At 29.4% G+C, this 24,927-nt stretch carries 31 protein-coding genes; 11 read left to right on the top strand and 20 right to left on the bottom strand.

Annotation, left to right across the window (positions count from 1 at the left end):
- Positions 1–12: 12 nt before the first annotated feature.
- From sdaAB to Q428_RS04225, 4 genes are all read right to left on the bottom strand, one after another.
- Positions 13–681: an L-serine ammonia-lyase, iron-sulfur-dependent subunit beta gene (gene sdaAB, locus Q428_RS04240; protein ID WP_035378530.1), complete on the bottom strand. Its 669-nt coding sequence runs from the start codon at positions 679–681 to the stop codon at positions 13–15.
- Between the two features lie 358 nt (positions 682–1,039).
- A complete protein-coding gene (locus Q428_RS04235; RefSeq protein ID WP_035378529.1) occupies positions 1,040–1,852 on the bottom strand; it encodes a carbon-nitrogen hydrolase family protein in 813 nt (270 codons plus the stop codon).
- An 18-nt stretch (positions 1,853–1,870) separates the two neighbouring features.
- A complete protein-coding gene (locus tag Q428_RS04230; RefSeq protein ID WP_035378527.1) occupies positions 1,871–3,526 on the bottom strand; it encodes a nucleoside kinase in 1,656 nt (551 codons plus the stop codon).
- A 91-nt stretch (positions 3,527–3,617) separates the two neighbouring features.
- Positions 3,618–4,706: an SMI1/KNR4 family protein gene (locus Q428_RS04225; protein ID WP_161633588.1), complete on the bottom strand. Its 1,089-nt coding sequence runs from the start codon at positions 4,704–4,706 to the stop codon at positions 3,618–3,620.
- A gap of 118 nt (positions 4,707–4,824) precedes the next feature.
- On the opposite strand from Q428_RS04225, the gene Q428_RS04220 reads away from it, so the two are divergent.
- The 3 genes from Q428_RS04220 (at position 4,825) to fba (ending at position 6,952) form a co-directional block, all read left to right on the top strand.
- On the top strand, positions 4,825–5,505 hold the full coding sequence (locus Q428_RS04220) for a YetF domain-containing protein (protein ID WP_035378522.1): 681 nt from the start codon (positions 4,825–4,827) through the stop codon (positions 5,503–5,505).
- Positions 5,495–5,887 carry a DUF4363 family protein gene (locus tag Q428_RS04215; RefSeq protein WP_035378520.1) on the top strand — a complete coding sequence of 131 codons (393 nt, stop codon included), beginning with the start codon at positions 5,495–5,497 and terminating at the stop codon, positions 5,885–5,887. The genes Q428_RS04220 and Q428_RS04215 overlap by 11 nt, the downstream gene beginning before the upstream one ends.
- Positions 5,888–6,022: 135 nt before the next feature.
- Positions 6,023–6,952, top strand: a complete 930-nt coding sequence (gene fba / locus Q428_RS04210; RefSeq protein ID WP_035378518.1) for a class II fructose-1,6-bisphosphate aldolase — start codon at positions 6,023–6,025, stop codon at positions 6,950–6,952.
- Between the two features lie 22 nt (positions 6,953–6,974).
- Here the strand turns inward: fba and Q428_RS04205 are convergent, their stop codons facing one another.
- The 8 genes from Q428_RS04205 to Q428_RS04175 form a co-directional block, all read right to left on the bottom strand.
- Positions 6,975–7,907 (bottom strand): diguanylate cyclase, encoded by a 933-nt coding sequence (locus Q428_RS04205; protein ID WP_035378516.1) that lies wholly within the window; start codon positions 7,905–7,907, stop codon positions 6,975–6,977.
- A gap of 48 nt (positions 7,908–7,955) precedes the next feature.
- Positions 7,956–8,906, bottom strand: a complete 951-nt coding sequence (locus tag Q428_RS04200) for a nucleoid-associated protein (protein WP_051514919.1) — start codon at positions 8,904–8,906, stop codon at positions 7,956–7,958.
- Positions 8,907–9,108: 202 nt separating this feature from the next.
- A complete protein-coding gene (locus tag Q428_RS04195; RefSeq protein ID WP_035378514.1) occupies positions 9,109–9,708 on the bottom strand; it encodes an LCP family protein in 600 nt (199 codons plus the stop codon).
- Positions 9,705–10,373 (bottom strand): LCP family protein, encoded by a 669-nt coding sequence (locus tag Q428_RS04190; protein ID WP_035378512.1) that lies wholly within the window; start codon positions 10,371–10,373, stop codon positions 9,705–9,707. The genes Q428_RS04195 and Q428_RS04190 overlap by 4 nt, the downstream gene beginning before the upstream one ends.
- Positions 10,374–10,518: 145 nt before the next feature.
- The gene (locus Q428_RS16715) at positions 10,519–10,701 is read right to left on the bottom strand and encodes a hypothetical protein (protein ID WP_479723634.1); all 183 of its coding nucleotides are present in this window, start codon (positions 10,699–10,701) and stop codon (positions 10,519–10,521) included.
- Positions 10,702–10,770: 69 nt separating this feature from the next.
- Complete coding sequence (locus tag Q428_RS04185) at positions 10,771–11,283, bottom strand: hypothetical protein (RefSeq protein WP_035378510.1); 513 nt, start codon at positions 11,281–11,283, stop codon at positions 10,771–10,773.
- A 12-nt stretch (positions 11,284–11,295) separates the two neighbouring features.
- Positions 11,296–11,904, bottom strand: coding sequence for a J domain-containing protein (locus Q428_RS04180; RefSeq protein WP_035378508.1), 609 nt, complete (start codon positions 11,902–11,904; stop codon positions 11,296–11,298).
- Positions 11,834–12,745, bottom strand: coding sequence for a DUF5685 family protein (locus tag Q428_RS04175; protein ID WP_051514918.1), 912 nt, complete (start codon positions 12,743–12,745; stop codon positions 11,834–11,836). The genes Q428_RS04180 and Q428_RS04175 overlap by 71 nt, the downstream gene beginning before the upstream one ends.
- Positions 12,746–12,872: 127 nt before the next feature.
- On the opposite strand from Q428_RS04175, the gene Q428_RS04170 reads away from it, so the two are divergent.
- Positions 12,873–13,418, top strand: coding sequence for a class IV adenylate cyclase (locus tag Q428_RS04170; protein ID WP_035378506.1), 546 nt, complete (start codon positions 12,873–12,875; stop codon positions 13,416–13,418).
- A gap of 49 nt (positions 13,419–13,467) precedes the next feature.
- Here the strand turns inward: Q428_RS04170 and Q428_RS04165 are convergent, their stop codons facing one another.
- The 3 genes from Q428_RS04165 to Q428_RS04155 all read right to left on the bottom strand — a co-directional run bounded on the left by Q428_RS04165 (position 13,468) and on the right by Q428_RS04155 (position 15,450).
- Positions 13,468–14,373 carry an AEC family transporter gene (locus Q428_RS04165; RefSeq protein ID WP_035378504.1) on the bottom strand — a complete coding sequence of 302 codons (906 nt, stop codon included), beginning with the start codon at positions 14,371–14,373 and terminating at the stop codon, positions 13,468–13,470.
- Positions 14,374–14,520: 147 nt separating this feature from the next.
- The gene (locus Q428_RS04160; protein ID WP_035378502.1) at positions 14,521–14,733 is read right to left on the bottom strand and encodes a heavy-metal-associated domain-containing protein; all 213 of its coding nucleotides are present in this window, start codon (positions 14,731–14,733) and stop codon (positions 14,521–14,523) included.
- 36 nt (positions 14,734–14,769) lie between these two features.
- Positions 14,770–15,450: a metallophosphoesterase gene (locus Q428_RS04155; protein ID WP_035378500.1), complete on the bottom strand. Its 681-nt coding sequence runs from the start codon at positions 15,448–15,450 to the stop codon at positions 14,770–14,772.
- Between the two features lie 76 nt (positions 15,451–15,526).
- Here Q428_RS04155 and Q428_RS04150 point away from each other — a divergent pair, with 76 nt between their 5' ends.
- Genes Q428_RS04150 through Q428_RS04140 form a run of 3 tightly spaced genes read left to right on the top strand, consistent with a single transcriptional unit; the run spans position 15,527 to position 17,813 of the window.
- Positions 15,527–16,744, top strand: coding sequence for a hypothetical protein (locus Q428_RS04150; protein ID WP_035378498.1), 1,218 nt, complete (start codon positions 15,527–15,529; stop codon positions 16,742–16,744).
- Positions 16,741–17,004 (top strand): EscU/YscU/HrcU family type III secretion system export apparatus switch protein, encoded by a 264-nt coding sequence (locus tag Q428_RS04145; RefSeq protein WP_035378496.1) that lies wholly within the window; start codon positions 16,741–16,743, stop codon positions 17,002–17,004. The genes Q428_RS04150 and Q428_RS04145 overlap by 4 nt, the downstream gene beginning before the upstream one ends.
- A gap of 29 nt (positions 17,005–17,033) precedes the next feature.
- Positions 17,034–17,813, top strand: coding sequence for a DUF2225 domain-containing protein (locus Q428_RS04140; protein WP_035378489.1), 780 nt, complete (start codon positions 17,034–17,036; stop codon positions 17,811–17,813).
- A gap of 92 nt (positions 17,814–17,905) precedes the next feature.
- Here Q428_RS04140 and Q428_RS04135 read toward each other — a convergent pair whose 3' ends face one another.
- A complete protein-coding gene (locus tag Q428_RS04135; protein WP_161633587.1) occupies positions 17,906–18,559 on the bottom strand; it encodes a hypothetical protein in 654 nt (217 codons plus the stop codon).
- Positions 18,560–18,789: 230 nt separating this feature from the next.
- Between Q428_RS04135 and Q428_RS04130 the strand changes: the two genes are divergently transcribed.
- On the top strand, positions 18,790–19,608 hold the full coding sequence (locus Q428_RS04130) for an RMD1 family protein (RefSeq protein WP_035378485.1): 819 nt from the start codon (positions 18,790–18,792) through the stop codon (positions 19,606–19,608).
- A gap of 20 nt (positions 19,609–19,628) precedes the next feature.
- Here Q428_RS04130 and Q428_RS04125 read toward each other — a convergent pair whose 3' ends face one another.
- Complete coding sequence (locus Q428_RS04125; RefSeq protein ID WP_035378483.1) at positions 19,629–22,094, bottom strand: DsrE/DsrF/DrsH-like family protein; 2,466 nt, start codon at positions 22,092–22,094, stop codon at positions 19,629–19,631.
- Positions 22,095–22,269: 175 nt separating this feature from the next.
- On the opposite strand from Q428_RS04125, the gene Q428_RS04120 reads away from it, so the two are divergent.
- From Q428_RS04120 to Q428_RS16280, 3 genes are all read left to right on the top strand, one after another.
- A complete protein-coding gene (locus Q428_RS04120; protein ID WP_035378481.1) occupies positions 22,270–22,509 on the top strand; it encodes a hypothetical protein in 240 nt (79 codons plus the stop codon).
- 89 nt (positions 22,510–22,598) lie between these two features.
- Positions 22,599–22,952, top strand: coding sequence for an HAD family hydrolase (locus Q428_RS16285; RefSeq protein WP_278244864.1), 354 nt, complete (start codon positions 22,599–22,601; stop codon positions 22,950–22,952).
- 23 nt (positions 22,953–22,975) lie between these two features.
- Positions 22,976–23,257, top strand: coding sequence for an HAD family hydrolase (locus Q428_RS16280; RefSeq protein WP_341349002.1), 282 nt, complete (start codon positions 22,976–22,978; stop codon positions 23,255–23,257).
- Between the two features lie 153 nt (positions 23,258–23,410).
- Here Q428_RS16280 and Q428_RS04110 read toward each other — a convergent pair whose 3' ends face one another.
- The 3 genes from Q428_RS04110 to Q428_RS16505 all read right to left on the bottom strand — a co-directional run.
- Positions 23,411–23,740: a DUF1904 domain-containing protein gene (locus Q428_RS04110; RefSeq protein ID WP_035378479.1), complete on the bottom strand. Its 330-nt coding sequence runs from the start codon at positions 23,738–23,740 to the stop codon at positions 23,411–23,413.
- A gap of 96 nt (positions 23,741–23,836) precedes the next feature.
- The gene (locus tag Q428_RS04105; RefSeq protein WP_341349001.1) at positions 23,837–24,784 is read right to left on the bottom strand and encodes a class I SAM-dependent methyltransferase; all 948 of its coding nucleotides are present in this window, start codon (positions 24,782–24,784) and stop codon (positions 23,837–23,839) included.
- Positions 24,739–24,927 (bottom strand): hypothetical protein (locus tag Q428_RS16505; RefSeq protein ID WP_341349000.1); only part of this gene is annotated, 189 nt, incomplete at its 5' end. The genes Q428_RS16505 and Q428_RS04105, both read right to left, overlap by 46 nt.

The raw sequence follows: 24,927 nt of genomic DNA, 5'->3' as shown, positions 1-24,927 counted from the left end.
CAACTCTCCTTCTTATACTGGATTTATAGCCCTAACAGAAATAACTCCATCTACTTTTTCTATTTTTTCTACTATTTCATCAGTTATTTTACTGTCTGTCTCAAGTATCATAAGTCCTTCTTTCCCTTTACCCTGACGTGTAACTTTCATCATTCCGATATTTATATCACTTTCAGCTATTATTGATGTAATTGTATTTATACTTCCCTTAAGGTCATATTTTTTTATTATAAGAGTTGGGTTTGTACCAGTAAATTCCACACTATCTCCTTGGATTTTATTTATTATTATATTTCCTCCTCCGATAGATGCTCCCTGAACTGATATTTTGCTTCCATCCTTTTTCTCAAATTCTATATTAACTGTATTGGGATGTTCATCTCCTAAATCTGTTTCAATAAATTTTATGTCTATACCCATATCTTTTGCAATAAAAAGAGCATTTCTTAGTCTTTCATCATAAGTTTCCATTCCAAGTACTCCTGCAACCAATGCTCTATCTGTTCCGTGTCCTTTATATGTTTTTGCAAAGGAACCATGAAGGTAGAATGTAACAGCTTTAAAATCCTCTCCTGCTATTCCTCTAGCAACTTTTCCCAATCTTGCTGCTCCAGCAGTGTGAGAGCTTGAAGGTCCTATCATTATAGGTCCTAGAATGTCAAAAACACTATAATTTTTCATCTAAATCTTCCCTTCTATAATCATCATATTTCGACATATTCTCTTATTATTTTATCATAAATATATTATTTCTCAAGCATTTGATGTAATTTTTTAAAATGTTATTTAATTTTGCTATATTGCATATAAATTTTATTGTTTATAATTTTCCCTTAACTTTGATAATTATAATAAACCCTATAAAACCTTTTTCTAATTAAAAGTATCACTACAATGACCATGTTTTAATTTAAATTGCACACAAACAAGTGCCATGGGATAAATATTGAAGTATATGGATATATGAAACATACTTCGATATTATTCATGGCACTTTATTTTATAAAGGCAGAATGATTTTATTTTATACTTTAAATAGCTATTTGTTATAAAGTTCAGGTTTTCTGTGACTATAAATTGGAATTTCATTCCTGACTTTATCTACATAATCCAAGTCAATTTCTCCATATATTATATCCTCAAATTCACTTCCTTCATTTAATATTTCGCCCCAAGGATTAACTATTATAGAATGACCATATGATGTATAAGCTCCATTTATGTCTCTTGCTGGTGAAATACCAAACATATATACTTGATTGTCAATTGCCCTTGCCCTAAATAGCGTTGTCCAATGTGCCGGACCAGTAGTCATATTAAAAGCAGCTGGAACGAATACCATTTTTGCACCCATCAGGGACATTTTTCTTATTAACTCTGGAAATCTGATGTCATAGCATATACACAAACCTATCCTACCATAAATTGTATCAAAGACAGTTACTTCATTTCCTGAAGATAGAAAATCTGACTCTTTAAATCTTATACCGTTTTGAATATCTACATCAAAAAGGTGTATCTTTCTATGCTTTGCAATAATCTCACCTTGGGGATTTACAACATAAGAAGTGTTATAAACCTTGTTCTCACAAAGCTCTGGTATAGATCCTCCTACAACATAAATCTGCCATTCCTTTGCAACTTTTTTAAGCATATCCACTGATTGGCTGTCATCTTCTTCCTCAGCATTAATCCTGAAATACTGTCCAGAATATGGGCAGTTAAACATCTCGCAAAGTGAAACAATCTTGGCACCATTAAATGCAGCCCTTGAAATCTTCCTATATGCATTTTCTAAATTATTTAATTTCTTATCAGAAACTAAAGTTTGACAAAGAGCAACTTTAAGCAATCTAAACACTCCTATTCTTTACTTATAGAAACAGCTTCTTCCTATGAACTCTCTTATAATAGAATTGTTTGGTATTATTTCTTCACCTGCACTTTTAAAATAACTTAAAAATATCAACAACCGTTTAGCCTCAATGTAAGCTGGACTTTCTTTTTTTATTTCTCTAAGCAGTGGTTCCGCATATTTTTTTAATATACTCATTTCATAAACTAATGTTGAGTTAAACATTGTATCAGCTTCTTCCTGGAAAGGAAATATGTTTTTTTCTTCTCCATCCCTGACCATTTTCCAAGACAATATAGTGGCCTCTGCATTTCTACCTCTTGACATATTATCTCTAACTATTCGTCTTAACATTCTAACATCAGTTGTTGGTATTCTATTATGATCATCAATGTTTAACTGTGTTAAAGCACTGATATATATTTTATACTTATTCTCCCTCGGTATAGCTTTGGTTAATACCTCATTTAAACCATGTATACCTTCAATTACCAGTATAGAGTTTTCCTGCATCCTGTATTTTCTTCCGCTCCACTCCCTCGAACCTGTTTTAAAGTTAAAAACAGGGAACTCTACTTCTTCGCCAGATAATAACTGTGTCAGATGTTTATTAAATAGCTCTAGATCTAATGCCTTTATTGATTCAAAATCATAATTACCTTTTTCATCCTTAGGAGTGCGTTCTCTATCGACAAAATAATCATCAAGTGAAATAGCAAAAGGTCGTAATCCTAATACTCTTAGCTGTATCGATAGTCTCTTTGAAAAAGTTGTTTTGCCAGATGAAGAAGGACCTGCAATTAACACGATTTTTATTTTATCTATATTTTCATATATTTTGTCAGCTATATTTGCAATTTTTTTCTCATGCAAACCTTCAGCAACTAATATTATCTCCTCAATCTCCCCAGATTCAACCTTATCATTTAAAGCACCTACACAACCTACATCAAGAATTTTGGACCAATCTTCTGTTTCTTTGAAAACCTTTGCTAACTTAGGTAAGTCCTTAAATACAGGTATAGCAACAGGGTCATCCTCATGTGGATAAGTTAAAATAAACCCTCTATTGTAACGCATTATATCGAAAATTTTCAAATATCCCATTGAAGGTACCATTGGACCATAAAAATAATCATATAGGTATCCGCATTTATAAATATTAATATAACTTTGTTCTATATGCTTTAACAAACGTAATTTATCATTCATACCATATCTTTTAAATATCTTAATTGCCTCATCTTTATTGACTTTAATCTTTTCAATCTTTTCGTCTTTGATTACTAATTCTTTCATTTTCGTTTTTATTAGTAATATATCATTGTCAGTAATTTCTCTACCATTATAAATTTCACCATATAAACCCTTGCTTAATGAGTGCTCGATTGTTACCCTTGAACCTGGAAAAACTTCTTCTACTGCCTTTATTAGAAGAAAGCTCAAGCTTCTCATATAAGTCCTTACGCCAAGAGAGTTGTTTATTGTAATTGGCTGTACCTCAACATCGTAATGTATACGTTTTGATAATTCTTCTACTTCACCATCAACTAAAGCAATAAGTGGACACCCTGGCTCTTTATCAGGTAATAATATCTCCTCTAGTGTACGCCCTACGTCATATTCCTTCTCCTGGCCATTAGCTAACTTTATCTTAACCTTTCCCGCCATTTGTCCTCCCCCTCTCATTAAATTTGCTTATTTATGTGTATTTTATAATATGTAGTATAGCATATATTGTTGATTATGTTTTCACATCAATTTATCTTATATACTTTAAATCATGCTCAATTATTCCTTTTATGAAACAAAGTCCATATTCCCTTGCACATATATAAGCTTCTTCTAAAATTTCTCTTTTAATCTGGGAAGAATCAGTACAAAAAATCGCATTATTATATTCTACCATGGCATGATGATATTTCTTATCTAAAATATATTCCCTTGCTAATTCCAGCCTTAATGAATAGTCATAGGGATCTGCTCCTAAATATAATTTTTTCTCAAATACTGTTTCTGCATCTTTTAGTTCATTATCCACATATAAAGCAATTTCTCTATGTACATCTTCAGGAATTTCAAGGTAATCCTCTTCCCAATAGCTATATCCAGTTAAAATTACTGATGTCTTCACTGCTTCTTTGAAATATTTTCTAAAATCTTTCCCCTGGTTTAATAAAGATATCCCCAGCAAATAATATGGAGCTGTATAAAATGGATAAACATTTAAGGCATATTTTAATATATCTAAACCATTGAGATCCCTTTTTTTAATTAAATTTTTACCTAAAAAACATAAACTTTGTAATGCCATTTCATCAAACTCTACCATTAGCTTATGGTAGTCAAATTCACTTCTCATTTTCTTTACCTTTTCAAAATCAAAACCATACCGTTTACTTAACTCTATACATCTTTCCATACTTTCAGTCTTACAAATTTCTATCTCCTCTTCTGACAATTCATCGCCATGAACTATTGTTGCAAGATAATCATCCAGCATACATTTATAAAGAAATCCTTTAAATGAAGAAGTTAATATTACAAAGTTATAGGTTTCATGAAGCCATATTCCAATAAAATATTCATCTTTACCAATTCCATATCTATAAAAGCAATAGTAATCACCATTTCCTACATCCCCAAAGGGAATTAAATGAAAATCCATTTTCCCTGGTATCCTTAATAGATTATTTATTATATTATCTGGGTATTCAAATCTGCAGCTTCCAAATTGAGTATCTCCTCCATAAAAATACATAAATTCTTTAAAATCCTCTGGAAAATAGTAACCGTATTTCATTTCAAATTTTTCAAACCTTGGTCTTTTCATCAAATTTTTTCCTTTCATCAATTTTACAATTTGAATTATACCTTTTATATAGTATATTCTCAAGTAATTTTCATTCAGTATTCTATTATGATTATTTTTCTCTCTTAAGTGAAATAATAGATGAGAGGTGATGGGTATGATAGTATTTGCAAGAACAATACTCTTATATATCATCGTAGTTGCTGTGATGAGAATAATGGGTAAACGACAAATTGGTGAGCTTCAACCCTTTGAGTTAGTTATAGCTATAATGTTATCAGAATTAGCTGCTGTTCCAATGCAGGATACAGGGATCCCACTGATTAGAGGTATAATCCCAATTTTAACCTTAATGATATTAGAGATTCTGATATCCTATTTAACACTGAAATTTCAGCCATTTAGAAAAGTTACATGCGGTGTTCCTAGTATTTTAATTAAACATGGCAAAGTGCAGGAAGAAGAGCTAAGGAGACAGCGTTTTAATCTGGATGATTTAACTGAAGAGCTTAGATTAATGGGATACATCAACATAGCTGATATTGAGTATGCTATATTGGAAACAAGCGGAAAATTAAGTATTATACCAAAATTCAACGTGTCGCCACTAACAAAACAAGATATGAAGATTCCTGAACAGAAAATTCACCTTCCCATAGGGTTAATTTTAGATGGTAAATTAAATGAAAAAAATTTGGTTATTTCCGGTAGAGATATAAATTGGCTAAATAAAGAACTTAAAAAAAATGGTATTGATAAAATTGAAGATGTTTTTATTGCCATGTTGGATTCTAATGACCAGCTCTTCCTTCAAAGGAGGTTAAAAAATGAAAAGTAACAATAAAATTCTTATACTTTCCCTTTTTATTCTATTTGCAATATTAACCTCTGGAATTCTTATTAGAAAATATTTAATAAAAACAACAGATACCTATTTAGCTGAACTTAAAAAAGTTGAATTCAACATTACAAATGATAATTGGAGTGAGGCAGAAAAAAGACTTGAAAAATTGGAATCAAACTGGATGCAAACTCAATCAAAATGGGGACTTTTTACTGACCATAAAGAGATTGACAATATCACTATATCTCTTAAATCCACCACAGCATATGTTAAATCCAAAAATTTTTCCCAGTCCCTTGCCTCACTTAGAACACTTCAGCATTATTTAAGCCATATACCTAATATGGAGGCTTTTACCTTAGAAAATATATTTTAGTAATCAGATATATTAAATAATATTTAATATATCCTTCTTCTATGAGTTGAAATTATTAATAAATATGATAAAATAAAAATAATAGCATATATATTTAATTGTGATATACTTATTAAATAAAAAGGGGGAATTAACATGTCACTTATCACTTCAACAGAGATGTTTAAGAAAGCTTACCAAGGTGGATATGCAATCGGTGCCTTTAATGTTAATAATATGGAAATAATTCAGGGAATAGTTGAAGCAGCAAAGGAAGAAAAATCACCTTTAATTTTACAAGTTTCAGCAGGTGCAAGAAAATATGCCAATCCAATTTATTTAAAAAAACTTGTAGAAGCTGCAGTTGAAGACTCAAATTTACCAATTGTACTACACCTTGATCACGGTGAGGATTTTGAAATTGTTAAAGCTTGTATCGATAGTGGATTTACTTCGGTTATGATTGATGGTTCCAAACACTCCTTCGAAGAAAATATCAGAATAACAAAAGAAGTTGTTGAATATGCACATTCAAAGGGTGTTGTAGTTGAAGCAGAACTTGGAAGGCTTGCAGGAGTAGAGGATGCAGTTAAAGTTTCTGCAAAGGATGCTACATATACTGATCCTGATCAAGCTGTTGAATTTGTAGAAAGAACCGGATGTGACTCCCTTGCAATAGCTATTGGAACAAGTCACGGTGCTTATAAGTTTACAGGTGAGCCAAAACTTGATTTTGAAAGATTGGAAATTATATCTAAAAAATTAAGTGGTTTTCCTTTAGTACTTCATGGTGCTTCAACTGTTATGCCTGAGTTTGTAGCTAAGTGCAATCAATTCGGCGGAAAACTCCCTGGTGCCATGGGGGTGCCTGAGGATATGCTGAGAAAAGCTGCTACAATGGGAGTTTGTAAAATCAATATTGATACAGACCTAAGACTTGCAATGACAGCAACAATCAGAGAGTACTTAACTAACCACCCTGAAGAATTCGATCCTAGAAAGTATTTAGCACCAGCAAGGACTGCTATAAAAGATATGGTTAAACATAAAATTAGAAACGTATTAGGCTCAAGTAATACTATCTAAAAAACAAATGAGATTCACATTTTTAATGTTGAATCTCATTTATTGTTACCATGTTTTTGCCACTATTTTTAGATATATATAGCATTCTATCAGCTTCCTGCAATCCCTTCTGAAAATCATTTAAATGATTCAATTTAATTACATTAAAATTACAAACTCCAATACTTATCGTGTATTTACAATCCCCTACAATACTTTTACTGCAGATTGACCTTATATCTTCAGCAATAATTTTACTATTATCTATATCTTTATTCAGTATAATTAAAAATTCTTCTCCTCCAAATCTAATAACAGCTCCATTATCTCTAATTATTTCTTTGCATATTTTAGCAACATCCTTTAAGACTTCATCTCCAACAAGGTGACCAAAGGTATCATTAACTTTCTTAAAATTATCAATATCAATCATAAAACAGGAAAGTTTATATGAGGCTGAGTCGTATTTGTTAATAATTTTATCCAGATAATCCTTAATATAAGCCCTATTATATACTCCTGTTAAAGCATCAGTTACAGCCATTTCTTTTATTTTATCATAAGCTTTTTCCAGTTCTTTATTTTTTTCCTTTAATTCTAGTTGAAGATTTCGTGTCCTGATTTGAACCCTTATTCTTGCTAAAAGTTCATCAACATTATATGGTTTCTTAATATAATCATCTGCTCCAGAATTTAAAGCTTTAACAAGACTATTTTTATCTTCTATGGATGTAATAATTATAACAGGTAAGAACTTATCGTTGTTTTTAACCACCTTACAAAATTCATACCCATTCATCCCTGGCAGTACAACATTTAATAGAACTAAATCAAATTTTTTATAAAAATTATTATTAATGGCTTCCTCAGCTGAGGAAACACAAACAACCTCATATCCTCCCTTATTCAGGATATCCTTCAATATCAGACTCTGAAATTTACTGTCCTCTACAACTAAAATTTCTGGTTTTTTCATAATAAACCTCATAAAAAAATATTTTATACCTATATTATATATTATGATTTATTGTTTTTCTATATAGTTCCTGACATGCTTAATAACAATATTTATACTTCCATCTCCATTTCTTTTTATTTCAAATCTATTAGCATCATTATAAGTTTCAGAGTCAATGTATATGTCTATGTCTTTATCAATTTTAAGTTTTTTCCTTTTTAGTTTCTTTTCTACCCACTCTCTATCAATAGGAACCTCATTTTTATCTATTCCAGCATCTTTTAAAGTTTTTACAAACTCATCCTTTAGTTCTTCGGATTTTTCTAAAGCATAATGAGCAAGTGTTTCTATATTTACAACATCATCAGACTTCATCGCTTTACTTAAAACATTTCTTGCTTTTTCTGCTTTATCTGCATCTTCTCTGAAGTTTTTTCTTATCCACTGTTCCGAGGTTTTTAAAATATTTTTTGTATAGTCCCTCTTATCCTTAATAAGCTGACACATTATAAATTTTTGGGAAAAATAATCTTTCAAAACTTCATTCTCATCTTTTTTACTATTTTTTTCTATTATTAAAATATCAAAATTACTATTTATTATTGCTGCCTTTTGTATCCTTTGGGTTGAACTTGGTAATCCAATCATTTGTGGTACAATTGATATATTCATTTTTCCATCAACATAATCTATACCATGTATATATGTCTTATTATAGTCTAACTTTAAAATGGCTATCGCTTCCCCATATTCATAATTAAACAGACATATAAGTAAATCTCCAGAGGGTATATCATTTAATTCCTTTAAAATCATAAAAAGGTTACTTGAAATGTTTTTAGTATGCTCTATAAAAGAATCTTTATCTTTAAAAATAGCCTCTATCTCGTTTTTAACAAAATTATTATCATTTTGAAATACTGCACATTTAGCCTCATCATCAGATGTTATTTTTAAAATATGCTTAATTATAAATTCGTTTGTCTCCTCATCTATTTCAAGTTCGAAATCGTTCAATAGAGCTCATCCATACTTTTATCCATAATATGGATAACCGCCTTCTCAACTTCAATTTCACTAATGTTTCTCATTTTTTCCCTCCAAAAATCTAATTAGTAGTTCTATAATAAATAAATATTTTAAAAAATTCAATCCAAACCACACAAATAGATAAGCAAATATATAAAAAAGAAGCCTCCATAGACTTCTTTTTATATTATTAGTTTGATGGTTGGTTTATGCTATTATTAGCTTCATCATTGCCTTCAATTTTTTCTATTTCATTTTCTTGCTGCTCTGCAGGTTTTTCGATATTTTCAACCTTGTCAGTATTAGATTCTGTATTAGATTCTGTATTATTTTCTTCAATTATTGTACTTTTTTTATCTGTATTATCTTCTTTATCATTATTTGCCTTTGAATCACTTTCAATTTTATCCTTAGGCACTACAACCTTAACTGTTGTTTTTTTCTTACCTCTATTATCAATAGCCTTATCCTTTTCATGATAGTTGTTGTTCATATATGCAGGTATATTACCAACAGAAGCTGATCCATCTAAAAATATAAATCTATTTAATAGTTCTGCATTTTTTTCAATATCTGGTAAAAGAACAGCCATACCCCTTATATTTGCATTTTCAAATAATCCATTTGCAGGTATCCTCAATGTTTCAACTGGTGTATCTCCGAACTTATAAGCTGTATAACCAATACTCATAAGTTTTGTTGTTGGTATGTTTGTCCTAACATATGGTAATACTGTTGAAACTAAATCAGGTAATTTAAATAAACTTGTCTTCCTTGCTTTTTCAATCAATAAGGAAAGTACCTTCCTCTGTCTTTCAGTTCTCTCATAATCACCGTTGCTACTTTCCTTATTCTACAATAAGATAAAGCTTGCTGACCATTTAAATGCTGCATTCCAGGTCCACTTAAAAGCGTAGACTTATTTCCATTTACTTCCTTTATATATTTATTTATCTCTTTTACTTCATAATCCTTAACTTCAACATCTATTCCTCCAAGTTTATCAACAATATCCTGGAAGGCATGGAAGTCCACAGATATGTAATTTTGAATGTTTAAATTAAAATCCTGATTAATTGTTTTTAGTAACAGCTCAACACCACCTAAAAAAAATGAAGTATTAATTCTGCTGTCTTGATGATCAGGAATTGGGACATACATATCCCTCATAAATGATGTAAGTTTTATTTTTTTAGTGTTTGTATTTATTGTTAGTAAAATTATTGAGTCTGTTCTTGCATCCTCATAGTTTCCTCTTGCATCTACACCTACTAATAGAATATTAATTATTCCTTGTTCTTCCTTCAAATTAAGTTTCCTTTTGTCATTTGAAATATCATCTGACGTGTTATTTAAAGGTTTATATATCTTTGAATTGATATAATAATAACCTCCAAATACAGTCACAATTACAAGTATTAATGGAATAAGAAAATATATATATCTTTTTTTCAAAACTTCTCCCCCCAGTTGCTATTTCCAATAAACAATAATTTCAACAAACCATATTATCTCACAAAATTAAAACAGACTCAATATATTATTGCGTATCTCAATAAAGTTGAAACTTGTTTTACTAAATTATTAAGGAGATGTTAAATCACACCTCCATCACATTTAGCCTAACCCCATCAATTTTTGTTAACTCAGCTTTAAGTTCATCGATAATTTTCTTTTCGTCCTTTAAATGTAATATGACTACTCCTTCCTCCGAACAATTATTTTCAGATGTCTCATGAATACCTAGTCTTGTTTTAATGACACATCCGTACTTTGTTAAAATCTCCTGAACCTTTGGTGCATTATGACTCCTTAAGTTAATGCTATTGCCATGATATTGATGGCCATTTTTTCATCTCCTCCCAATTATTTTATCAGTTATGAACAAAATAAATTTTGAAAAAATGTAATCGTAAACTAAAAAGAAAAGCTGTAGACTAATAATTGATACAAATATTAGCAATTTATTGTTTAAAAACACTTGATTAATTATTATAAAATCTTTTAATGTTAAATAATAAAGTACTATAGTTAAATTAAACCAAAATAATTTTAGTAATAGTTCAAAAACATACTTTTTCTGCTCTGTTAATAGCTTAATTAATGGATAAATTCCAAAGGCAAAAAATGCTGCTGAATAAAGTTTATTAGGGATTAAAATAAAAATCAAAGCAATTGATGCAAAATAGCTTATTACTCCATATTTTATCCCACCTTGTATATAAGGTATGGATGAAAAATATGTTGCCAAAGCTAAAAAAGCAATTTTATTATTTTTTATTATTATACCTCCATAAAGGCTTAAAATTATTAATGCAATCGATACACCTGAGTTCACTAGCTTTATGGTTTTACCATTTTCCATGAACATCCCCCTCTAACAGCAGGAAATTAAATCTCCCCCTAAACATTCACAGCATTGATCTGTACAACACAGACAAGTTAATGTGGAGCACATGTCATTGCTGTTTCCGCCCCTTCTTTGATAAGAATAATTTGTATAATTTCTGTTTGCATTCATCAACCTGTTTAACGTTTCCCTGTACTCATAATTGTTTGGATCCATATTAACAGCCATTTGTATATCCTGATAACCTTGGCTGTACCAACCCTTTTTAATAGAAATTAGACCTCTAAGAAAGAACCACTCAGCATTTCTATTTGATATTCTATTCAATTCATCTTCTGCATTTCTTATATCATTCCTGTTTATATACTCTCTGACTCTCATGAAGTCTGATGGGCTATAGCCTCCCCTATAATTATTATGATTATTATATCTATTATCATTACTAAACTGCTGATTTTTCATTAAAAAATCATATGCTTCATTTATTTCCCTCATTTTTTCATCTGCCAAATCCTTTAAAGGGTTATCTGTATACCTGTCAGGATGGTACTTTTTAACAAGTTCCCTATAGGCTTGCTTTATTTCCTCTTGGGATGCATTCTGTCTTACACCTAATATTTCGTAAGGATTTTTCATTGTCATTTCTCCCTTCTAATACTTTAAATGTCTTATCTTTCATTCCTAAATAAACTATATTTTCAATTATTCCTTTATTTTTCTTAAACTCTAAAAGATTTAAGGCATTTGCTACCTCAGTAAGGCACCTAAATAAAACAAACTCTATATTATCTCTAATTTTCTCCTTAAATTTATCTGGTTCCTCACCGTTGTAGTGAAAACTATAAATACAAGGATTATAATTGGATTTATTAATATCATTAGTTAAATCATCATATGCATCTAAAACATATATCCACTTTCCAATATGGTATCCAAAATGTCTTAGTAGTTTACTGTTTCTATCTTCATAAATACTGAATATATCAGAAGTAATTTCAGCAAATATATGACTTACTTCATCTAAATTATCACAATATTTTTTTTCTAATTTATTTAATTCTTTAAGGCTATAATCAATACAAGAAATTTTATCAATAACTATATCACTTTTGCTTTTTAACCCTGTTAATTTTGAAAGAAACAGACTAATGAAATTTTTATCATCTATATAATTATCGTATAGTTTTCTATTAAATAAAAAAATATTCATTTCTGCAGCATAATCAATGAATTGATTATTATTTACTCTTATAACATTTTTCATTTTAAAAGGACAAAATACTTTCCTTACAGACTCTACATCATTATATAAAGATGAAAGTACAATGGCTAAAAAAGTTAAATCATAAGTTAATGCAAATTTTGAAGGATATGATTTTTTCCCCATATCACTGCACAGCCCACAATAATATGCTTTAAAAGTATTATACTCTCTGATTAATAACTCATCTTTCAATGGTGTAATATATCCAAACATTCTACAACCTCATTTCATTCTATATGGATATTTTACATTATTATGATTCTTTTAGAAAGTTATTTTTTACTTCATTAACAATTGTATTATATAATATTAGTAATAGCTTTTTCAGGGAGGTAATATTATGAATGAAATTGAAGTAAAGGTTTTAGATGTTGATATAGAAACTATTAAGAAAAAAATAGTTGAGCTTAAAGGAGTGTTAATAAAAAAAGAATATCAGGAAAACTATATCTATTCTCTGCCAATGCATTTAAACAATAGAAATGGTTATATCAGAATCAGAAGAACACATGATTTACTGAAGGACACCTATGAAAACATACTCTGTATTAAAAAAATAATTTCCCAGGATGATTTCAGGATTACTGAGGAAAATGAAGTTACTGTTTCTAGTATAGAAGACTGCAAAAATTTTTTAGAAGCATTAGAAGTTAAATTTTTTAGAAAACAAAATAAATATCGTGAAAGTTATCTGTTATCAGATTCATTAATCGAAATAGATGAATGGGACAAGGATATCTTTCCTGATCCGTATATAGAAATTGAAGCAAAAACTCCAGAAATACTTGAATCAATCTTAGCAGCGCTTTCTATACCAAAAGAAAAAACTACCTCTTTAACTTTGGAAGAAATAAAAAAAAATCTAAAAGGACAAGTATCAGATTAGATGCTTGCCCTTTACTTTTAAAAAATTATGAGTTATGTAAATGTCATTTTTATAGTAGAAACATAATTAAAGGTATAGTTATACCTGACAATATAGTTGATAAAAAAACACTTCTAGAGGCAACTGAAGTATCACCGTTATACTTTTCAGCAAATATTGCTGTATTTGCAGCAGCAGGCATTGCCATTATTAGAACTGGAATTGCTAAAAACATATCATTATATCCTATCCACTTTAAAACGAATAAAACTATTAATGGTATTAAAATCAATCTTACAAAAACACCATAATAGATAGAAATTCCTGAAAAAACATCTTTTATTTCTACATCAGCCAGCATTGCACCTACCAATAACATGGATATAGGAGTTGTCATTGATCCAATTATATCCAAAGTTTTATAAATAGGTTGAGGTAATTTTATTGAAAACATAAAAATTATAAGTCCAATTGCTACTGATATTATTCCGGGGTTAAATAAAACCTTTTTAAATGCCTTTAAATCCTTTTCACCAGTAAATATAGAAACCCCAACTGTCCAAATTAGTACATTAAATGGTATATTGAAAATAGCCGTGTAAAAAACACCTGTTTTACCATATATACTTTCAATTATTGGATACCCCATAAATCCACAGTTTGAAAAAACAGTTATAAACCAAAGTACTCTCTTGGTTCCAATGTCATATCGATTATATAAAATCCCACCAATATAAATGAATACCATATATATAACTATGGAAATAATAAATAAATTCTTTGCATTAACTAACATAGTCCTTGAAAATTTAAAATTAAATGAAGCAACAATCATAAAAGGCAATGTTATGTTAAGCAATAACTCGGTAAAACCTTTATTAACAGCACTGTTAATAATGTTCCTTTTTTTTGCAATATAGCCTACAATCATAATAAGAAATAAAACCGTTATTTGATTAAATATAATATTATTCATATATTCCCCCCTGAGGACATTATTAAGAAATTTATCATTTCATTAATTTTATTTATATATTATTCTAATCATGTTTTATTATATCAAAAAACAGCCTATTGCAGATAGTAAGTTTTTCTTTCAATAGGCTGTTTAGTGTAAGTAAACTCACATTATTTTTGTTTTGTATCCCTTTTTCTCAATCACAAGCTTAATTTTATCCTTAATAACTTGGTTTTCATCATAGTATACATTAATTCTGCTATCCTCATAGTCAACGTCTACGTCTTCAACCCCCCTGATTCCTACAACAGCACTCCTTATATCTTTGGCAGAGGTTTCGTCATGCATAGATGGAATTTTAAAAACACATTCCTTCATATAAATCCCTCCTGCATTTATTTTTTGTATTTTAATTTATAATATCCTTATAGGATCAAAGTTAATTATGTCAGCTGAGGTACATATATACTGTACATCATTATAAACACCATTTATACATATTGCCTTTGAATCATAATGTATATGTCCATAAATAACTTTTTCAACTTTATAATCATTAATTATATCAATAAATTCTTTACTCTTACTTATTCTAGTAACAGGTGGATAATGCATCATAACTAAGATTTTGTCATAACCAGCTGAAACTGCACTATCAAGGGACATTTTCAATCGTAGTATTTCACGATTATAAACTTTTTCATCATGTTCTTCATTATCATCAATATTAATCCAACCTCGTGTACCACAAATTGCGTAATCTTCATAGTTGAAATGAGTATTCTGTATAAAATTCATATCCTCATAAAGAGAATTTAATTTACTTATGGAAGACCACCAATAATCATGGTTGCCTTTTATTAATATTTTTTTCCCATTTAGTCTATGTATATATTCTAAATCAACCAGGGCATCACTAAGTTTCATTGCCCATGAGATATCTCCAGAGATTAAAACAACATCTTCATTTGTTATCTTGCTGTTCCAATTCTCCATAATCTTCATATGATGATCTTTCCAAAGTTCTCCAAACACATCCATAGGTTTATTAGAGCTTAAAGAAAGATGTAAATCTGATATTGCATATAGACCCATTAAATCACATCCTATTTTAGTATTCGTACCTATTTATTTTATTATATTTTTTCCGATAAATTAATAGGTGATGTTGATGTATTTAAAAAATATCGAAAATAGTTTGTTTACAGCCAAAAATAATTCTAATATTAATTTTAAGGATACAATTACAGGAAGAATTGTAACTTTAGCTGATGGCACAGATGCCATAAAATTATTAAATGGCTCGACTATACCAGTTAAATTACTTTTTGACAAATCATTATTGGAAGACAAATTTTCAAAATTTGTACTCATGGGTGTAGATAATGATACCCTATTGTTGAAGCTATTTAAAGAAAAAAAAGATAATACTAATAAATCAATTATATCCATATTACGTAGTTTAAACATTAATGACGATGATGGCAAAGAAATCGTTATGAGCCTTTTAAAATTTAATCTTCCAGCAAAAGATGAATATATTGTTAGATTATATAATAATTTAAAACATTTAAATGATATTAAGAATATGACTGATGACGATATCCTTTTACTTTTGAATAAAAACACAGAAAAAAAAATAACTTTAATGGATAAAGAATTTATTGTTGCAAAGGAAGTTTTTTCAAATTTAAAATCAATAGATATTGATTTTTTAACATTCTTAATAGCAAATGAACTTTCTGAAGATGTAAATACAATACTAAAAACCCAAAATTTAATAAAGGATAATTTTGTATTAAATAACGTTATTGAAGAAGTTTTGAAATTAAATAATTGTCACTTAAACTCAGAAAAACAAGATGAAAATAAAAATACTGTATTTTTTAAAGAAATCCTGAAATCACTTTATAGTTCAAATTCTGATTTAAAAATGAATTTTTTAGAATCACAATATTTAATAAAACTTTATGAAAGTTTACCTATTCTAAAAAATATTAATGAAAATTACTTCTTCTTCAACTTTAATACCTACTTGGATAACCTTCAATATAAAAGTAATATTATAGTAAAAAGGAAATTTAAAAATACAAATTATATAGATACAGATAATCTAAAGGCATATGTATCTATTTCTTCGGAAAAATTAGGTTTAATTGAAGGCTTTATTGTTAAGCATTATAAAGACTTAAAAATAACCTTGAATTGTAACAAAAAATTTATTTCCTTGTTAAAAAATAATGATAAATTGCTAATTTCATCACTTAAAGCAAAAGGTTTTAATAATATTAATTTATCATTTGAACCTATAGTTGAATACATGGATATTACTAAATTTGAGGTTTGCAACAACCCTGGTGTAATTAAGGAATTGGATGTGAAAATATGAAAAGAAAAAAAGCAGTAGCACTAAAATATGATAAAGGATATAAGGCCCCTATTGTAACAGCCCTTGGTGCTGGAAAAATAGCTGAATCTATTATTAATTTAGCATCTGAAAATAAAATACCAATTGTTGAAAATAAGGATTTAACTGAAAGTCTAAGTATGCTTAATCTTGGAGATACAATACCACAGGAGTTATATGAAACAGTGGCAGAAATAATTGCATATATTCATAGAATTTCCAGTAAAATTGAGGATTTTTAAAGTTTCAAGTCAAGGAAGGAATGATTTAAATGGACAACATGTTTTCTGAGCTAGAATCAATGGGATTTAAAAACCTTAATGTTGAAATTTTTCAAAAGGATATTGAGGACAAAGATGAAAAAAAAGTTATTGAAAAACAAAAATCAGAAGAAGCTTTGTATGATAAAACATTTCAATGCCCAGTTTGTGGAAATAATTTTAAAGAAAAGTCAGTTAAAATAGGTAAATCCAGACTTATTTCTAAAGACACCGATTTAATGCCAATATATGAAGGTATAAACCCAATGTTTTATGATGTAATAATATGCAATAAATGTGGGTATTCAGCAATATCTAAGGAATTTGATAAGATTAAAAGTCATCAAATTGATTCGATAAAACTACATATTACTACAAAATTTAAACCAAAAACCTATCCAGATTTATATGATGTTGACATAGCAATAGAAAGATATAAATTAGCTCTACTAAATTCCATTATTAAAAACGGAAAATATAGTGAAAGAGCTTATATATGTCTTAAAATTTCCTGGTTATATAGGTTAAAGGATGATAAAACAAATGAAAATAAATTTATAGAGCAAGCACTCTATGGATTTAAGGAAGCCTTCGAAAGAGAATCATTTCCTATTTATGGTATGGATTCTTTCACCTTAATGTATTTAATGGGAGAATTGTCAAGAAGACTAGGTAATAATGAAGAGGCACTTCGTTGGTTTGGTAAAGTAATAATCTCAAGGCATGTTAATCCGAAATTAAAAGAATTAGCAAGGGATCAGAAGGATTTAATAAAAACTAATATTTCATAGTAAAAAGGCTGACTAATTTGGAGGCAATAGATTTAAATAAAAATCTACAATGCAACCAATTTTGTCAGCCCTAGATTACTTTAAAATTCCTTCTATTTAAATCCATATAACAGGCACCTGGAGAAAAAATATATCCCATCTGGGAACCTCGAATAATTGTAACTTAGCTGTAAGTCATTATAATTTGATAACTTATTCTTTTTCGCCCAATTAATAAAATGATATAATGCTATGTAATCATTGTTCCTATTGAAATAATTAAATTTTTCTTTTTTCAACTCAAGAGCTAATATATTTATTGGATAGTGAAATTTATCTATTAAAAATTCAAGCCATTCATTAGATTCTTCTAAATTGTTGTTTAATAATGAAATCACATAGGGCATGAAATATATCCATATCCACTTCAATGTATGAATATTTAATGACATAAGCACATATTCCTGCCTGACAATATCTAGATCACAACTTCCATTTTGTATTTCTTTTACAAACCTGTAATCATTTTTATAGACACCATAAACATCATATAATTCTTCAATATTTATATTTATAACTTTTTCCACCTCATTTACCCTTTCAAGATGCATCAGTGCTCGGACCAATTTAGCTTTTATAGCCTCATCATTGTTTTGTTCCAAATAACTATAAGCATCATCGATTGCCTCCTTTAAATACCCATTATCAAATAAAAAATCAACTTTTTTTCTTAAAATTCCTTTGATATCTGGATTATTTTCAAGCAAAATTTTCAAAATATTCATCCTGTTTATGTTTGTTATATATTTTCCCCCGCTATAGTCATATGCTTTATTCCCACTATACATAAAACCACCACCCATTTATTTACATTAATATTCTATACTTTTTTATTTTTTCCTTTAATTTTTATTTTAGAAAAAAAATTTTTATATAATCATCTAATTTTTTTAATAATGCACAAAATATAGGTATTATTAAGAAAGGAATGGTAGATATGAATCTATATGATTTTAAAGCATGTACAATTGGAATAGAGATAAATTTAAATACTATAGCCACTCATTTCGGTATAAATAAAAAATTTAAATGGGGCGATTTTTTAGTTCTCGATACAAAACTTCTCACTGGTATAATATTACATCCTGAAAATAAAGTGGTACACATTTATCATTTTGGAAGTATAGTTGGTGTAAATTTAACACTACATGAAATAAAAGACATAATTGAATACATAAAAAAACTAGACACTAATCTTAAAAATAACCCTCCTTTTAATTACACAGAGGATTTTCGAATAGAGGTAAAAGACGTTTCAGAATTTGAATTATACCATAACTCCATTGCAGTAGAAAAACTACAAGAGTATCAAATAAATATTGTTTCTACAATTTTAGCTAAATCAGTTGCACTAAAAAAGATAGAAGTTGATATTGATAAACTGCTTGATGAAATTGAGAATATAATTGAGTTTCTAGATAAGGGGCATTTAAATTTAAGTGATGAAAACCTTGCAAAAATGTCTGGTAATATCTTACGTTTTAAATACAATACGATATCTTACCTTATGCTTCTTGATAAACCTGACATTGCGTGGCAAAATAAGTCCGCTGAAGATTTCTATGTAAGTTTATCTGAACTGTTTGAACTTCATGATAGATATGAAACTATAAAAAATAAAACTGAAATATTACTTGATATTACAGAAGTTTTCTCAAGTTTAACCCATGCTAAGCGCGGAACTAAACTTGAATGGATGGTTATTATTTTAATTCTTGCTGAACTAATTTTATCATTGCTGGATAAATTTATATAGGCCCCAAAGGGCCTATATATTTATATGAATAAATTAACATTTGATTGTTCTGCTTCTCCAAGGTAAGCACCTACACCACCTATTTCTACTCCGTCAATTAATTCTTCCCTTTTAATTCCCATAACATCCATTGACATTGAACATGCAACAATTTTTACACCGTTTTGTAGTGCCTGTTCTATTAATTCTTCTAAAGATGATACATTTTTCTTTTTCATTATTCCCCTAATCATTTTAGCTCCCATACCAGCCATATTCATCTTAGAAAGACCTAATTTTCTGCTTCCCCTTGGCATCATAAACCCAAACATTCTTTCTATTAAATTCTTATTAACCTTTGGTGCAACATCTTTTCTTAAAATGTTTAAGCCCCAGAAGGTAAAAAACATTGTAACAGGTCTTCCCATTGCTGCAGCACCGTTAGCTATGATAAATGAAGCTATTGCTTTATCCAAATCTCCACTGAATACTACCATTGTTTTTCCTTGTGGTAATTCCACATTTGCTGTTGAACTTGGAATGCAGCAGGAGTTTTTAGACTCGCCATCTAATCCTTTTTTAATATATACAACATAATCACAACATGTTTTTTCTGATCCCAACAATGTGTTTCCTGTTCTAGAGCACCATGCCTTTATATCGTTTGTAAATGCAGGATCTGTAACATGGACTTCTAATATATCACCTGAATTAATATTATTAATTTCTTTATAAACTTTCATAATAGGTCCTGGACATTGAAGTCCACATGCATCTACCTTAATGGTTTTCATTTGTTTTTCATTCTTTTTTTCTACCTTCTCAACTTTGGTCATTTCATCATTCATAGAAATACCCTCTCCATGTTTGTAATTAGCTGAAAGATATATGTCGTACCCACCACTCAAATTATATACATCATATCCATTTTGAAATAAAATTCTATATGCAATATATCCTCTTAAACCAATTTTACAATAAACTAGTATCTTTTTATTTTTGGGAATTTCGTTTAACCTATCTCTTAACTTATCCAATGGTATATTTGTTGAACCTTCTATATAACCTGTTTCATATTCTAAATCTGTCCTAACATCAAGTATAAAATATTCCTGCTTATTTATCCTGTCAATTTCATCCCAGTGAATGACTTTCATATCTCCCTTTAATATATTTGAAGCAGTATAGCCAGCCATATTAACTGGATCCTTTGCTGATGAGTAAGGTGGAGCATAAGCTAACTCTAATTCTTCCAAATCATAAACGGTAAGTCCCTGTCTTATTGCAGTTGCAATAACATCTATTCTTTTATCAACACCGTCTCTTCCAACAGCCTGAGCCCCTAATATCTTACCATCTTCAGGTGAAAACAATAATTTTATTGTCATTGGAAATGCACCTGGATAATAACCTGCATGGGAACCTGAATGGGTATAAGATTTTAAATAAGGTATACCTGATTTTTTCAACATTTTTTCATTGTTACCAGTTGAAGCACCTGTCAAATCAAAAACCTTAATAATTGAAGTTCCCTGGGTTCCATTATATTTTACCTTTCTTCCTGATATATTATCAGCAGCTATTCTTCCTTGTTTATTAGCTGGGCCTGCTAAAGGTATCAGAGTATCCATTCCTGTTATAAAATCTTTTACTTCAATTGCATCACCAACTGCATATATTGATGGATCGGAAGTTTCCATATACTCATTTACCTTTATACCTCCTCTTTCTCCTATAGCTAATCCACATTCCTTTGCCAGTTTATTTTCTGGTCTAACACCAATAGCTAATATTAATATATCTGATTCTAGTTTCTTCCCACTTTTTAAAGATACAACAATTTTTTGTTCTTCTTCTAAACTATCAACAGCATCATTTAAAATTAATTTTATACCATTATCTAATAATTGCTTTTCCAAAATCCTTGCCATTTCAATATCCAATGGTCCCATTATTTGTTCTGCAGCCTCAACAAGGGTTACGTCAATATCAAGCTCTCTTAAATTTTCAGCCATTTCTACACCAACATATCCACCGCCTACAACGACAGCCCTCTTAGGTTTATTTTCAACCACCCTTGCCTTAATTTTATCAACATCCTCCATATTTCTTAATGTGTAAAATGTTGTTTTATCAATTCCCTTTATTGGTGGTACAAATGGTGCAGCACCTGGGGAAAGTATCAGATAATCATAACTTTCTCTATATGATTTACCATCTGTAATTACTTCAACCTCTTTCTTTTCCCTATCAATTTTTGTCACTTCACTTTTAACTCTTATGTCAATATTAAAACGATTTTTCATACCCTCTACAGTCTGAACAAGTAAATTATCCCTATCAGTTATAACACCGCCTACATAGTAAGGTAACCCACAGTTTGCAAATGAAATGTATTCTCCTCTTTCAAATAGTATTATTTCTGCATCTTCATCTAATCTTCTAAGCCTTGCTGCTGCACTAGCTCCACCTGCTACGCCGCCAACAATAAGAACTTTTTTACTCATAAATTCAACCCCTTTATATCGTAATATTATAATATTGTAATTTATAATTATATATTATGTTAATTTTTAGGCAATGTCAATATACCCCCTATGGGTAACATGTAAATTTTTTATAATTATTTCTTGAGTTATTATTTGCTATATTGCATAAAATAATGTCTAGGAGGTGAAATTAATGGCTCGAATTGGCATCGATAACACTCTAAAAGATGTAATAAGTACATTAAAAAACAATAAACTTGAATTTGTACAGCTGCCTCATGATCGAATTGGTTCAATACCTTTAGATGAATTTGACATAGTTGTTGTACGTGAACAAAGTGACGTATCAAGTAATTCAAAAGATCAAACTATAATAGAATGTAATGGTATTAGTCCTTCAGAAGTTTATGAAAAACTAAAATATATGAATTGATCAGCCTGTTAAACAGGCTGATTTTTCTTGATACAAGGTATAAAATGGTGTATTCTGTTTTATGTAATTTAATACTAAGAGGTGATTCAATGCTGAGCAATATAAAATCAGTAATTTTTGATATGGATGGAACATTAATTGACTCTATGTGGGTTTGGAAACAAGTTGATATTGAGTATTTGAAGAAAAAAGGATTTGATTTACCATCAGATCTGCAAAAAAATATTGAAGGTTTGAGCTTTACTGAAACTGCTGCATATTTTAAAGAAAGATTTAATTTAGAAGATGACATTGAAACTATCAAAAATGATTGGAATAACATGGTCAAGGATTACTATTCATCAGTAATAGAGGTTAAAAAAGGTGTTCAGGAATTTTTGGATTTTTTAAAAAGCAACGGATATAAAATTGGAATGGCGACCAGTAACTATAGAAGCTTGTAGATGATGTCCTTAAAAGGAATAAAATATTTCACTATTTTGATGAAATTGTCACAACATGTGAAGTTCCCCGTGACAAGTCCTTTCCTGATGTTTTTTTAGAAACTGCCAAGAGATTAATGGTTAATCCTGATGAATGTCTAGTTTTTGAAGATACTGTCCCTGCTGTAGCTGGAGCAAGGGCTGCAGGTATGAAAGTTATTGGTGTTTACGATTCTAATGGTACTTGTACTCCGGAGGAATTAGCAGAAATAACAGATGATTTGATTGAAGACTTTGAAGAAATAATTACCCGTTACTGCAGATAACACTCCAACATTGATGGCGTTATTTTTACCTAAGCAAAAGAACAAAGCCCGAAATCTACTTTATGACTGGGGTTCTCTCCCTCTGCTAAAATAGATTATTGGGCTTTATTTCTTAAGCTAACTATTCACAGAATGCAATTTATAATATTTAATTTAAAAATGCCCCCCATTTTCGTAATAACTGTTTTTTTCAAATGTTGAAAATGCAACATCAACAACATTTGCACCAGTTACACCCTTTACTCTCATTGTTATTTCTTCAGCAACCTTATCCCTAATCTCCTGTCCCCTGTCAAACCAAGCAACCTCTACAAATGGATATCCATCAGTTTCTTCTCCATCCTGTATAAAGGTTGAGTTTAACACTTCAATGGTAAAATAATCTCTTGGACATCCTATTATTTTTTCTAGATTATCCACCATTTCTTTACTTATAGTTTTAATATCTTCCTTCTTAACTCCTCTTATTCTTATCTGTGGCATTTTTATCATCTCCTAACTATATTTTTTGTTATAATGAAATTAGTCTCTCTAAATATGGATTAATATTAAATAATTCCTTTATTCTTTTATACTCCTCTATTGACTTTTGGCTCTTTTCCCCAACCTTAATTGCCTTATCAATAAGTTTTTTGGTGTTTCCAGGGGAGATATATACTCTACAACTGATACTTTATAACCCTGTGTTTCAAGTAAAAGAGCCCTTACCCCATCTGTTAATGTGTCTGCAAACCTGGCTTTAAAGATACCGTGCTTTATTATTGGCTGCATTGTATCAAATCTATATTGTTCAAGGAGTTCTTTATGACAACAAGGTACACACATTATCGCCTTTGCCTTTGTTCTTACAGCAAGACCTAGAGCCATATCTGTTGCTATATCACAGGCATGAAGACTGATTACTATATCAATTCTTCTATCTGGTTCATAGTTATTAATGTCGCCGACAACAAATTTCATATTTTTATATCCTAAATTTTTAGCAATATTCTCCGATGCTGATATAACTTTATCTGATCTATCTATTCCTATGAAAAAACAATTTTTCTTTTTCTTTTCTTTTATGTAATAGTTTAGTACGAAGGTAAGATAGGATTTTCCACAACCACAATCTAAAATATTTATTGTATCAACGTCACCTAATTCATCTATCATTGAATCTATTAATTCTACAAAATGATCTATTTGATTATACTTTCTTATCATATCATTTTTAATTTTTCCCTCTTTTGTTAAAATGCCAATTTCTTTTAATAAATCGTCAGCTTCTCCAATTTTTACAAAATAATTTCTTTTCAAAATATGAGAAGTTCTAGACTGATTGTTATCCTTGTCCTCTGATTTATTATCTACCTGTTTTACTTTCACGTTTTTACTATCGGCATTTAAAATTGTTGATAACCCTCTCTCTTCCACAACAACTTCTAAAGAATCATAATTCAATGCCTGATTACTTAGAAAGTCAGGGAGAGCTTTTATTTCTATAGATTCATTTTTTCCATTGAAATTAACTGTATTGGATTCCAAGTGATAATTTCCATAATATTCCTTGGCCCCAGACTTAAATGTAAAAAATATTTTTTAATAAAATCTTTATTCTCTTCTATTCTGGAAGTTGTTCCCCAAAGCACAAACTTTATTTTTTCGCATATCTGTTTATTCATATTTGA

The sequence above is a fragment of the Fervidicella metallireducens AeB genome, from assembly GCF_000601455.1.
GTDB classification, from domain to species: Bacteria; Bacillota; Clostridia; order Clostridiales; family Caloramatoraceae; genus Fervidicella; species Fervidicella metallireducens.
This window is presented reverse-complemented; position numbering and strand designations above follow the sequence as displayed.